Source organism: Roseomonas fluvialis (genome assembly GCF_022846615.1).
Lineage (GTDB): Bacteria > Pseudomonadota > Alphaproteobacteria > Acetobacterales > Acetobacteraceae > Neoroseomonas > Neoroseomonas fluvialis.
Genome location: NZ_AP025637.1, coordinates 5,454,233 through 5,466,341, shown reverse-complemented (window position 1 = coordinate 5,466,341; position 12,109 = coordinate 5,454,233). Strand labels below are relative to the sequence as shown.

Sequence of the window (12,109 nt, the reverse complement as noted above, 5' to 3'; positions counted from 1 at the left end):
CCTTGCCCATCTACAACCGCATCGCCGACTTCCACCCCGAGCTCACCGCGACGCGCCGCGATATCCACGCGCATCCCGAGATGGGCTTCCAGGAACACCGCACCTCCGCGCTGGTGGCGCAGCAGCTCGAATCCTGGGGGATCGAGGTGCATCGCGGCATCGCCGGCACCGGCCTGGTCGGCGTGCTGCGCAACGGCACATCGAAGCGCAGCATCGGATTGCGTGCCGACATGGACTGCCTGCCCATGCAGGAGACCAACGATATGCCGCATCGCTCGACGGTGCCGGGCCAGATGCACGCCTGCGGCCACGATGGCCACACCACCATGCTGCTCGGCGCGGCGCGCTACCTGGCCGAGACGCGCAACTTCGACGGCACCGTCCACTTCATCTTCCAGCCGGCGGAAGAAGGCGGCGGCGGCGGCCGCGTGATGGTCGAGGAAGGCCTGTTCGACCGCTTCCCCACCGACCAGGTCTACGCCCTGCACAACGACCCCGAACTCCCGCTGGGCGAGGCGCGCATAACCCCCGGCCCGGTGCTGGCCGCGGCCGACCGCATCACCATCACCGTGCATGGCAAGGGTGGCCACGCCTCCCGTCCGCAGATCTGCATCGACCCGGTGCTGGTCGGCGCGCAGATCGTGGTGGCCGCGCAAACCATCGTCTCGCGCTCGATGGACCCGATTGACACCGCGGTGGTCAGCCTGTGCCAGTTCCATGCCGGGTCCGCCGGCAACGTGATCCCCGAAATCGCCGAGCTCAACGGCACCGTGCGCACCTTCAGGACCGAGGTGCAGGACATGGTGGAAGCGCGCCTCGGCGCCATCGTGAAGTCGATTGCGGAAGCGCATGGCGCGCGCGCGGAACTCGCCTTCACTCGCGGCTACCCGCCCACCATCAACCACGAGGCCGAGACGTTGCGGGCGCAGGCTGCCGCGGCCGCGGTGCTGGGCGACAACCGCATTCATCGCAACGCCCCGCCGCGCATGGGCGCGGAGGATTTCTCCTACATGCTGCAGAAATGCCCGGGCGCCTTCATCGGCATCGGGCAGGGCGATGGAGGGCGGCATACGGTTGGCCTGCACAACCCGCGCTTCGACTTCAACGATGATCTGATCCCGCTGGGCTCATCGGTCTTCGCCCGGCTCGTCGAGCAGGAGCTGAAGCGCTGATGTTGTTTCCCTGAGACGGCGGGGCCGGCCATCCGGCCGGCTTGCCTGCGCGCCGCGCCTTGGCGCACCCGGCGCTGCTGATGGTTTCGGCGCGATCCGCGGAGAAGCTCCGGCTCACGCGCCCGGAGCGTGCCGATCCAGCAGCGCATCCGGCAGCGCCATGACCCGTGCGCCATAGGTCCAGACCAGCGCGCATTCGACCCGCCGGCCCGGAAAGGCCGCGCGCAGCAGCGCGCGATATGCGGCCATCTGCCGCAGGTACAGCGGAGCCACCGCCGCGACATCCATCGGCGGCGGCCGGTTGGTCTTGTAGTCCAACACCAGCACGCGGTCGGCCTCCACCAGCAGCCGGTCCACCTGCCCGGCGATCAGCCGCCCACCGATGCGCCCGGCAAGGGGCGCCTCCGCCAGGCTGCCCGGCCCGAGCGCGGCCGCCACCAGCGGTGCCTCCATCAGCGCCAGCACCTCGTCCAGCACCGCCTCCTGCTCGGCTTCATCCAGCCCATGCCCCGGCCGCGAAAGAAAGCGACGTGCGACATCCGCGCGCGCGGCCGGCGCATGGTCCGGCAGGTGCTGCAGCAGCGCATGCACCAGGCGGCCGCGGCGGAAGCGCAGCCCGCGCGGATCGTCGCTCGGTCGTGGTGGCGCAGCCGGCGTCTCCTCCTCGCCCGGCAGTGCCGACGGCGCAACGGCGCCCTCCGGCGCCTCCTGCACTGCCGGAACGCGCGCCCAGGCGGGCAGGTCGGTCATCGCGGCGGGTGCGCGCGGCGGGTCCTCGATGCGCGGCGGTGCTGATTGCGCGGCCTCCAGCCGATGCACGACGGCGCCGGGCGGGAAGGCGTCCGCCGGCCCTTCGAAGGGCTGTGCGACGGCGCCGTCCAGCCGCGCGAAACCCTCCTCCACCAGCCGGTACCAGCACTGCGCCGGCACGTCCTTCTTCCCCTGCCAGCCGCACACGATCAGACGGTCCTCGGCGCGCGTCAGAGCGACATAGAGAAGGCGATGCTGCTCGCGTGCCTCGGCATCCTTGTCGGCCTGGCGCTGGTCCGAGAGCGCCGTCGCAGCGAAGCCCTCCTGCTTCGGCGCCCAGGCCGGCAGGTCGTCGTCCAGCCAGCGCAGCGCCGCGCGGTCGGGCGGCGCGCCGGTGGTGTCCGGCAGGATCACGATCGGCGCCTGCAAGCCCTTCGCACCATGGACCGTCATGATGCGCACGGCATCGCCGGCGCCTTCGGCTTCGCGCTTCACCTCCGCACCACCCTGGCGCAGCCGGTGCACGAAGCCCTGCAGGGAAGGCGGATGCCCCCGTTCGTGCTCGAGCGCGGCATTGAGGAATTCATCCATTGGGTCCGCAGCATCAGGGCCAAGCCGTGCCAGCATCCGCGCCCGCCCAGCACGCGCATCGAGCGGCCCCCGCCCGCCCAGCACATCGGCGAACAGAGCATGCGGCGTGGCGTAGTCCGCCCGCGCCATCATGCCCGCGATCCAGTCCGCCACGCGCCCGAACCGCGTCTCCGCGCCGCGATGCGCCGCCAGCGCACCCCAGAGCGATCCCGTGCGCGGCTGCGCCAGCGCGAGCACTTCGTCCTCCAGCAGCCCGACCAGCGGCGACTTCAGCAGCGCCGCCAGCGTCAGGTCGTCCTCCGGCAGCAGCAGCACGTCGGCCAGCGCCAGCAGATCCTGCACCGCGACCTGTTCGGCCAGCACCATGCGGTCCACGCCGCCCACCGGGATGCGCAAATCCTTCAGCGCGCGCACCAGCGCGGCCAGGAAACCGCCCCGCGCGCGCGACCGCAGCAGCACCAGGATATCTCCCGGGCGCACCGGTCGGCCTTCCTGTTGGTCGGCACCGCGCTCGACGCGCGCGGGGAGCGTCTCGTGGTCCAGCATGAATCGGATGCGCGCCGCGATCAGCGCGGCCAGGCGCGGTGCCGCGCCCTCGCCATCCACGGGCGCGTCCGGCGGCGCCCAGGCCGGCGGCGCCTCGGCGGCATCCACCTGCAGCAGCGGCCACAACTCAACGCTGCCCGCCTGCCCGGCGCGATCGGCGTAGTGGCGCAGCACGGCATCGCCCTCGACGACGCCCTCGCGCGCCTCGCCGCCGGCGAAGACCGCATCCACAAGCGCCAGCACCGGCGCGGTCGATCGGAACGACACGTCGAGCGGCACCGGGCGGAACTCCAGCCCCGCGCGCGTCACGACCTGCCCGTAATGCGTCCGCTCGCGCGCAAAGCCCTCGGCATCCGCGCCCTGGAAGCCGTAGATCGACTGCTTCACGTCGCCCACCGCGAAGATGGTGCGACCCTGCTCGCGCGCGCCCTCGCCGGCGAAGAACTCGCCGGTCAGCGCGCGCACGATGCCCCATTGGTCGGGGTTGGAATCCTGCGCCTCGTCCAGCAGCACGTGATCCAGGCCGCCATCCAGCTTGAACAGCACCCAGGCACTGCCCGGGTCCTGCAGCAGGCGTTCGGCACCGCGGATGAGGTCGTCGTAGTCGAGCATGCCCGCGCGCGCCTTTGCGGCTTCGTAGCGCCGCAGCACCGGCGTGCCGATCGCGAGCAGCGCCATGGTCGCGGCCAGCACGCGCGCCGCGGCGCGGGCCTGCTCGGCCCCCTGCACGCGCTCAGCCTCGGCGGTCAGCGCGTCCTGGATGAAGGGGACATCCGCGCCGGCCTTCTGCGTCGCGAAGCGTTTGCGCGGCTCGTTGTCCTTGGTCAGCAGCAGCGCGCGCCAATCCTCCCAATGCGCGGCGCGCAACGTCTCGTCCTGCGCGAGCCATGCCGCGATACTTGCACCGCGCACGCGATCGTTGTCGTTACCGCTGACGCGCAGCAAGGCGCCGGCGCGCGCCACCTCCGGAAGCACGCCGGCGCAGGCCGCGCGCAGCACCGCATCCTCGTTGGTCTCCCCGGGCGCCAGGCCCAGCGCGCGCGACAGCGCCCCCTCGAAGCCCGTCAACCCCTGGCGCGCATCGATGGCACGCAGCAGCCGCCCGCGCGTGGCAGCGAGCGTGCCGACCACCTCGGCGAAGCGCGTCGGCGGCACCAGGCGCGCCAGGCGCTCCATCGCCGCGCGGTCGGGACTGCCGGCCAGCACCGCCTCGCGCTCGCGCGCCAGCATCGCGCGCGCATCCTGGTCCTCGACCACCGCGAATTGCGGCGCGAGCCCCGCTTCCAGCGGAAACGCCCGCAGCAGTGACTGGGCGAAGGCATGGATGGTGGAAATGCGCATCCCGCCCGGCTGTTCCAGCACGCGCACGAACAGCGCGCGCGCCGCGCGGCGTTCCGCATCATCGGGGGCGCGCCCGGTCAGTGCGGCCAGCGTCGCCGCAAGCGCCGCATCCTCCGCCGTCGCCCAGCCGCCCAGCGCGCGCGCCAGGCGCGTCGCCATCTCCGCCGCCGCCGCCTTGGTGAAGGTCAGGCACAGGATGCGTCCCGGCTCAACGCCCGCCAGCAACAGCCGCAGGACGCGGTCGGTCAGCAGCTTGGTCTTGCCAGACCCGGCCGAAGCCTCCACCCAGGCCGAGGCAGCCGGGTCCGACGCACGGGACTGCGCATGTTCGGCCCGTTCGCGCGGAGACTGGCTCATGGCTCGGCCTCGCCGGCCGACCATTCCTCGATCCGCGCGAGGTGGTCGTAGTCGCCCCCCGGCGCGCTGCGCGAGGGATGCGGGCGCGACGCGAAGGGCGCATCGCCCAGCAGCCAGCGCGCCGCGAGATTCTCCAGCCGCTCCTGCGCGATCGCCGCATAGTCCTGCGCGGTCGCGTCGATGGTCTTGACCTCGCCCGGCTGCTCGCCGCCGGTCAGGCGCCAATACACCAGGGCCGTCGCGGTGCCGGGTGTGCCGCCGAAGGCGCCCTCGCTGAGCAGCCAGGCCTCGATCGGCAGTTGCGGCGCGTCGCCGGCGACCAGCGCGGCTTCCTTCGGCACCGTGCCGGTCTTGTAGTCCACCACGCGCCAGCCGCCGGCCGAGAGGTGATCCAGCCGATCGGCGCGCGCTTCGATCTCGACGTCGCCGCCCTGCAGCGGCAGCACAACCTTGCCCTTCGTCTCGACCAGGCAGGAGACCAGTCCGCCATCGCGGCGCAGAGCGGCTTCCTCGGCGATCACGAAGTCGCCGATATTTGCCAGCCGTGGCGCCCAGAACGCCAGGATGCCCGGCCGGTCCGCATGCGCGGCGAGGGCCTTCTCGCTGGCTCGTGCCCAGGCCGCGCGCGCCGCTTGCTCGCCCGGCCAGTTCATCGGAAGTGCGCGCAGGAACCCCGCCATCGCATCATGCACCAGCGTGCCGTATTCGATCGCGCCGACATCTTCCTCCAGCGCCTTGAGCGGTTGCAGCCGCAGCACGCGCTTCGCATAGAAGGCGTAGGGATCCGCAATCAGCAGCGCGGCGTCGGACACGGTCAGCCGCCGCGGCCTCAGTACTGCAGGCGGCGTGGGGGCCGGCCGTGCGCAGGGCTGCACCACCGCGGGCGCGTCCAGCGCCGCCGCCCATCCAGCGGCGGGCGAAGCCGCCAGCGCCAACCCGCCCTGGCCCGCCAGGAAGGTGTCGACGCGCACCATCCAGCGCGCCGGCACACGCGGCGCCCCGCCACGCCGCACCGCGGAGGAGAACACCGCCTCCGGCGCCGCCGCCGCCGCGTACAGGAAATCCGCCGCGACGCGACCGATGCGTGCTTCCGCCTCCGGCAGCCCGAACGCCGCGCGCATGGGCCGGCTCATCCACGGGCCTGGTTCCGTCGCCTGCGGCCAGACGCTTTCCTCGAGCGCACCCAGCACCACGCGGTCGAAGCATTGCAGCCGCGCTTCCAGCAGGCCGAGGATGGCGATGCGCGGATGCGCCGCCGCCGCGCGCCCGCGTGTCGCACGCAGGGACGGCGCGACAGGCCCGGCGAGCGCGCCCTCGAACAGGTCTGGCCAGTCGGCGGGCGAGATCGGCGGAAGATGGGGCAGCGCCGAGGCCAGCGCATCGAGGTGCCGCGCCAGCGGCTCGCCCTCCTCGCCCGCGTACAGGCGCAGCCCGCCAGGCAATTCGGGCGTGGCGGCCAGTGCCTCGGCCGCCGCCATGTGCGCGGCCAGCAGGTCGGCCGGCGGTCGTGCCGGCGCATCGGGCAGCGCGTCGAAGCCGGCCAATGCGCCCTCCAGCGCATCGAGCAGCGCAACCACCGAATCGGGCGCGTCTCCCGCCGCCGTGACCGATGCCCGCAACCCGGCCAGCCCCGCGGCCGGGCGCGGCCCGCGCAGCGCGATGCGTTCCAGCGTGCGTGCCGCCGCCAGCCATGCGTCGCGCGCCATGCCGCCGCTGCACAACGGATGCTTCAGCACGGACAGCAGCGGCACCGGCGCGAAGCCGTCGGCAAGCATGCGCGCGACCAGGCGCAGGAAGGCGGCGGCGGGTGTTTCCGCCAGCGGTTCGCCGGCGCTGTCGTCGGCCGTGATGCCGTGGCGCGCGAGTTCGGCACTCACGCGCCGCGCCAGGTCGCGATCGGGCGTGACCAGTGCAGCGCGATGGCCAGGCGTCTCCATCGCCTCGCGCAGCAGCAACGCGATGGCGGCGGCTTCCTGCTGCGCATCGGCGGCAACCAGGCGCGTCAGGCCTTTGCGCGCCGCATCCCAGCGCGGCGTGTCGCGCTGTGTCCAGGCCTCGAGCCCCTCCGCGGGTGCCAGCGCACGGCCGAGCAGCACGGCACGGTCCGCCGCCGCGCCGCGTGGCGCGGGGTCGTGCCAGGGCCGCAGGTCGGCCGATTGCGCATCCATCGCCGCCAGCAGGCGCGCATGACCGGCCAGGGGATGCGTCGGCGCCTTCCGCACCGCCTCCCACACCGCGGCGTCCATCGGTTCCGGGAGGCCCTGCAGCACCACCGCCCCCTGCGGCGCGCGCGCCAGGATCCCCAGCAGCGCGGCGGCGGCCGGGATGGTGCCACCCGCGCCGATACCGGCCGCGACGGTCGGATGCTCAGGCGGCGCGTCGCGCCACGCCGCCGCTTGCGCCGCCAGCGCCTTCACGCGCCGCACACCGATGTCGAGCAGCCCGCGATCCGCCAGCCAGTCGTTCCAGTCGGTCGCTGCGGCGCGCAGGATGGCAGTTGTGATCTCCCAGTGCCGCGCGTGCCGGTCGGGCACCAGCGCATCGAGCCGCGCGAGCCAGGCCTGCGCGAACTCCGCCGGCGGGCGCGATTCCAGCATCGCGAGGTCGGGTTCCTCGAGCGCGATCTCGTCGAACAACCGCGCCATTTCGCCAGCCAGCAGCCAAGCCTGTTCGGGCGTTGCGGGGCCGCCGGCGCGGCGCGGGATGCGCGTGGCCATCTCGGCCAGTACGGCCTGGCGCGTCAGCGGATCGACGGCAGGCGGCAGGTCGAGCAGGTCAGGCAGGGCGAGCTCGTCCGCATCCTCGGTCGACAGGCCGGCCAGGGCGCGCATGCGCGGCAGCAGCAGCGCGCGCCCGCCGGCTTCGCGCAGGAAGGCCTCTCGCAACGCACGTGCGGCGCGGCGCGTGGGCAGCAGGATGGTGGTGCGCGCCAGCGCATCCGGCGCGCCGTCGGGCAGGCGCGCCAGCACACCGGCCGCGAGCGTGTCGAGGAACGGCGCCGCGGGCGGGATGGCGTAAAGGTTCACGCCGGCGCCATCAGAACAGCGCCCTCACGAGCCCTGCGCGCAGCGTGTCCTCCGCATAGCGCAGGTCCTCGGGCGTCGAGAGGTGAAACCACACCCCGTCATGCACCAGGCCGAACAGGCGGCCGGCTTCGATCGCGCGGTCGTACAGGCGGTTCAGGCTGAAGGCGCCGGCGGGCGCGCCCTCGAACAACGCTGGCGAGAGGATCTGTACGCCGGCATAGAGGTACGGCGCGATCTCGCGTTCCTTCGGCCGGCGCATCCGCCCGAGTGGATCGAGCAGGAAATCGCCGGTCCCCACCGCGCCCTCGACCTGCGTGGTGCGCACCATCAGCAGCAGCGCGTCCATCTCCGCGGCGTCGAAGGCCGCTGCCAGGCGGTTCAGCGCCGGCGTCGGCCCGTCCAGCCAGAAGGCATCGCCGTTCACCACCGCAAAGGCCCCGCCGCCCAGCAGCGGCAGCGCGCGCGTCACGCCGCCGCCGGTCTCCAGCAAATCCTCCTCACGCTGCAGCACGACACAAGGGTGTTCGCGCAGCGCCATCGCTTCTGCGATGCGGTCCGCATGCCAATGCGCATTGACCACCGCCTGCGTGACACCCGCCGCCGCCAGCCGGTCCAGCGCATGGTCCAGCAGCGACCGCCCCGCCAGCGGCAGCATCGGCTTGGGCAATTCATCCGTCAGCGGCCGCATCCGCGTGCCGAGCCCGGCAGCGAGCACCATGGCATGGGTCAGGTTGATCATGCGGGCTCCGTCAGGGCGATGGGATTGTGGCGCAGCGCGGCGGGCACGCGTGCATCGAGGAATTCGCGCAGCGGGCGCGTCGCGGGGTGGTCGAGCGCGGCCTGCAGCAGCCGCCAGCAGCGCGGGCCGTGCACCAGGTAGCGCGGCTTGGCGTCGCGCCGTGCCAGCCGTACCCACAGGGCGGCCACGCGCAGATGCCGCTGCGCCGCGCAGGCGGCCATGGCGGCATGGAAGCGGTCGCGATCCACGCCGCCGCGCGCCTCCAGGTACCGTGCGATGGCGGCGTCGCGGATGTCGGGCGCCACGTCGCGCCGCGCATCCTCGACCAGCGAGACCAGGTCGTAGGCCGCGGATCCGTGCGCCGCGTCCTGGAAATCCAGCAGCCCGGTGCGGCGCGCCCCGTCGCGGCCGGGCAGGCGCATCAGGTTGGCCGGGAAGAAGTCGCGATGCACGAAGCCGCCATCCTGCGTGAAAGGCGCGACCATGGCGGTGATCGCCGAGTCCAGCGCGGCGCGCGTGTCAGCATCGGGCTCCGCTCGCATCGCAGCGGGCCACCACCAGTCGAGGAAGGTCGCCGCCGTTGCACGCGCCATCTCGGCGGCACCCCAGGCGGGCAGCGTCGCCGGCGGCGGCGCGGCATGCAGCGCCGCAAGCGCCTCGGCCGCCTCAAGGTAGCAGGGCAGCGCCTCCGCCCCGGCATCGAGCAGCGCGGCATGGGTCGCGTCGCCGAAATCCTCGATCAGCAGGAAGCCAGCGGCCTCGTCGGCGGCGATGATCTCGGGCGCGGACAGCCCGATGCCCGCGATGTGGCGCGCGACGGCCAGGAAGGGGCGCACATCCTCGGGCGGCGGCGCGTCCATGAGCAGTGCGGCGCGCGGGCCACCCTGCAGCCGCGCATAGCGGCGGTGCGAGGCATCGCCCGGCAGCCAGTCGACCCGCGCCGCGCCGTAGCCCGCGCCGCGCAGGAAGGATGCGGGGTCCCTCATGCGAGCAGCGCCATCAGCCGACCGTCCCAGCCCGACAGCCGCGCCCGCCGCGCGTGCTCGTCGGGCAGCGGCGCCAGCGTGATGCGCAGCGCCTCGGCCGGCGCGAAGGCGCCCAGCCGTTCCGGCCATTCGACCAGCACGATCCCCTCGCGCGCCTCGTCCCAGCCCAGCTCGTCCAGCCCCGCTGGCCCGTCCAGCCGATAGAGGTCGAAATGATGCGCCTGACCCGCCGGCAGGTCGTAGGACTGCACCAGGGTGAAGGTCGGGCTCGGCACTTCCAGCGCCGGGTCGCCGGAGGCCGCGCGCAGCACGGCGCGGGCGAATTCGCTTTTCCCCGCACCCAGCGGGCCTTCCAGCAGCACCGCGTCGCCCGCACGCAACAGGCCGGCCAGCCGCGCCGCGAGGGCATGGGTGGCGGAAAGGTCGGGCAGGTCCAATGTGACGGTCGGGGGCATGGCGGCCTGCCGGGCAGCGCCGGCTATGAACCTCGGGGCGTCCCGTCTATCACGCGGGCCAGGATTCGGGGGAGTGGCCATGTCGGCCGTGATCGAGACGGATGTCGCCATCATCGGCGCGGGGCCCGTGGGCCTTTTCGCGGTTTTCGAATGCGGCATGCTGCGCATGCGGACCGTGGTGGTCGATGCGCTGGATGCGCTGGGCGGGCAATGCACCGCGCTGTATCCGGAAAAGCCGATCTACGACATTCCCGCACATCCCGCGATCGCGGGGGCGGATTTGATCGCGCGGCTCGAGGAACAGGCGGCACCGTTCGCGGCCGCCTACCTGCTCGGCCGGCGCGTCGAACGCCTGGCGCGGGAGGGCGATGCGATCCTGCTTGGCACCTCGGCCGGCGACACCATCCGCTGCAAGGCGGTGATCATCGCCGCCGGCGCAGGCGCCTTCGGGCCGAACCGCCCGCCGCTCGATGGCCTGCCGGGCTACGAGGCGTCAGGTGCGGTGCGCTACCTGGTGGCGCGGCGCGAGGAATTCCGCGGCAAGCGCGTGGTGATCGCCGGCGGCGGCGACAGTGCGGTGGACTGGGCGCTGTCGCTCAAGGACATCGCGGCGAAGGTCACGGTGGTGCATCGCCGCCCGAAATTCCGCGCCGCCCCCGAGACCGCCGCGCAGCTCGACGCCGCCGCTGCGCGGGGCGAGGTGGAACTCGCCATCCCCTACCAGCTGCATGGGCTGAAGGGCGACGGCGGAACGCTGGAGACGGTGACGCTGGCCACGCTAAAGGGCGAGGAGCGCGACATCCCCGCCGACCACCTGCTGGCCTTCTTCGGCCTGTCGATGGAACTCGGCCCGATCGCGGATTGGGGCCTCGGCCTCGATCGCCATCACATCGCGGTCGCGCCCGCGACCTGCGCGACGAACATCGACGGCGTTTTCGCCATCGGCGATATCGCGACCTATCCGGGCAAGCTCAAGTTGATCCTGCAGGGCTTCAGCGAGGCCGCGATGGCCGCGCACGCCATTCACCCCCGGGTGTTCCCGGGGGAGGCGCTGCATTTCGAATACTCGACGACCAAGGGCGTGCCGGTGGGCTAGAGCCGGTTTCGTAAGCGCCTCACCCGATCGGATGAGTTCCTCTGATCGGGATCTGCTCTAGCGCCTGACACTTGCCCGCAGCCCGTCCAGCACGGCATCCATCGCCCCCTGGTAGCCAGGACCGTCGAGGTAGCCCTCGAAGGTGCCCGTGCGTTCGAGGAAGCCGGTCCAGGCCGGTTCCCCCAGGGCGCGGCGGAAGCGGTCGTGCAGGGACGTATAGATCTCGTCCGGCAGGCCGGCGGGAGCGTTCAGGCCCTTCATGTTCTCGACCACCACGTCGAAGCCGGATTCGCGCAGCGTGGGCACGTTGGGCAGGATCGGGATTCGTTCGGCCGAGCACACCGCAAGTGCGCGGATCTCGCCCGACTGCACCATGCCGCCGGTTTCCTCCGGTGCCAGCACGGCCAGGTCCACCGTGCCGGACAGCAGCGCCTGCAACGACGGCGCGCCGCCGCTGAAGGGCACGTGCAGCATCTCAATCCCGGCCTTGGCCGTGAACAGCACGAAGACCGCGTGGTAGATCGACCCGATGCCGGACGAGGCATGCGTGACGCGCCCCGGTTCCGCCTTCGCGGCGGCCACCACGGCGGCCATGCTGTCGAAGCGCCCGCCACGCTTGGCCACGATCAGCAGCGGCTGGCGGGTGATGCGCAGGATGGCGCGGAAGGATCGCTTTGGATCGTAGGGCAGGTCGCGGAAGGCGGCGAGCGAGGTGCTCTCGCTCCCGCCGCCGACCAGCAGGTTCAGCCCGTCCGGCGCCATGCCCGCCACCTGCTGCGCCGCGATCGCGCCACCGGCGCCAGGGCGGTTCATGACGACGATGGGGGTCGGGAAGAACCGCGACGCGGCCTCGGCCAGGGCGCGCGCCTGGAGATCGGTGCCACCGCCGGGCGGAAAGCCCACGATCAGTTGGATCGGGCGCGCCGGTTCCCAGGCGCGCGCGAGGCGGGGGGCGGCAGGCAACGCGACGGCGGCGGCCAGCAGCGTGCGGCGGTTGAGCATGACGTTGTTCTCCCTGGCGTTGGCGGGAGGCTAGGGGCTGGCGGGCCA

The 12,109-nt window shown here is 72.9% G+C and carries 8 protein-coding genes; 2 read left to right on the top strand and 6 right to left on the bottom strand.

From position 1 onward, the window contains the following. Positions 1-2: 2 nt before the first annotated feature. The gene (locus MWM08_RS26205; RefSeq protein ID WP_244457406.1) at positions 3-1,172 is read left to right on the top strand and encodes a M20 aminoacylase family protein; all 1,170 of its coding nucleotides are present in this window, start codon (positions 3-5) and stop codon (positions 1,170-1,172) included. A gap of 114 nt (positions 1,173-1,286) precedes the next feature. On the opposite strand, the gene addA is transcribed toward MWM08_RS26205, so the two are convergent. The 5 genes from addA to tsaE are packed head-to-tail and all read right to left on the bottom strand — an operon-like array spanning position 1,287 to position 9,963. Further along, positions 1,287-4,757 carry a double-strand break repair helicase AddA gene (gene addA, locus MWM08_RS26200; RefSeq protein WP_244457405.1) on the bottom strand — a complete coding sequence of 1,157 codons (3,471 nt, stop codon included), beginning with the start codon at positions 4,755-4,757 and terminating at the stop codon, positions 1,287-1,289. Further along, positions 4,754-7,783, bottom strand: a complete 3,030-nt coding sequence (gene addB / locus MWM08_RS26195; protein WP_244457404.1) for a double-strand break repair protein AddB — start codon at positions 7,781-7,783, stop codon at positions 4,754-4,756. Before addB ends, addA begins: the two co-directional genes overlap by 4 nt. 10 nt (positions 7,784-7,793) lie before the next feature. Further along, positions 7,794-8,522 carry a nucleotidyltransferase family protein gene (locus MWM08_RS26190; protein ID WP_244457403.1) on the bottom strand — a complete coding sequence of 243 codons (729 nt, stop codon included), beginning with the start codon at positions 8,520-8,522 and terminating at the stop codon, positions 7,794-7,796. After that, positions 8,519-9,508 carry an aminoglycoside phosphotransferase family protein gene (locus tag MWM08_RS26185; protein WP_244457402.1) on the bottom strand — a complete coding sequence of 330 codons (990 nt, stop codon included), beginning with the start codon at positions 9,506-9,508 and terminating at the stop codon, positions 8,519-8,521. Before MWM08_RS26185 ends, MWM08_RS26190 begins: the two co-directional genes overlap by 4 nt. After that, positions 9,505-9,963, bottom strand: coding sequence for a tRNA (adenosine(37)-N6)-threonylcarbamoyltransferase complex ATPase subunit type 1 TsaE (tsaE, locus tag MWM08_RS26180; protein WP_244457401.1), 459 nt, complete (start codon positions 9,961-9,963; stop codon positions 9,505-9,507). Before tsaE ends, MWM08_RS26185 begins: the two co-directional genes overlap by 4 nt. A 79-nt stretch (positions 9,964-10,042) precedes the next feature. Between tsaE and MWM08_RS26175 the strand changes: the two genes are divergently transcribed. Further along, the gene (locus MWM08_RS26175) at positions 10,043-11,059 is read left to right on the top strand and encodes an NAD(P)/FAD-dependent oxidoreductase (RefSeq protein ID WP_244457400.1); all 1,017 of its coding nucleotides are present in this window, start codon (positions 10,043-10,045) and stop codon (positions 11,057-11,059) included. 57 nt (positions 11,060-11,116) lie between these two features. Here the strand turns inward: MWM08_RS26175 and MWM08_RS26170 are convergent, their stop codons facing one another. Beyond that, positions 11,117-12,061 carry a tripartite tricarboxylate transporter substrate binding protein gene (locus MWM08_RS26170; RefSeq protein ID WP_244457399.1) on the bottom strand — a complete coding sequence of 315 codons (945 nt, stop codon included), beginning with the start codon at positions 12,059-12,061 and terminating at the stop codon, positions 11,117-11,119. Positions 12,062-12,109 lie beyond the last annotated feature (48 nt).

Excerpts from the sequence above, each read along its gene's own strand:
- addA (WP_244457405.1), bottom strand. The coding sequence starts at position 4,757 with ATGAGCCAGTCTCCGCGCGAACGGGCCGAACATGCGCAGTCCCGTGCG.
- MWM08_RS26190 (WP_244457403.1), bottom strand. The coding sequence starts at position 8,522 with ATGATCAACCTGACCCATGCCATGGTGCTCGCTGCCGGGCTCGGCACG.
- MWM08_RS26185 (WP_244457402.1), bottom strand. The coding sequence starts at position 9,508 with ATGAGGGACCCCGCATCCTTCCTGCGCGGCGCGGGCTACGGCGCGGCG.
- tsaE (WP_244457401.1), bottom strand. The coding sequence starts at position 9,963 with ATGCCCCCGACCGTCACATTGGACCTGCCCGACCTTTCCGCCACCCAT.
- MWM08_RS26175 (WP_244457400.1), top strand. The coding sequence starts at position 10,043 with ATGTCGGCCGTGATCGAGACGGATGTCGCCATCATCGGCGCGGGGCCC.
- MWM08_RS26170 (WP_244457399.1), bottom strand. The coding sequence starts at position 12,061 with ATGCTCAACCGCCGCACGCTGCTGGCCGCCGCCGTCGCGTTGCCTGCC.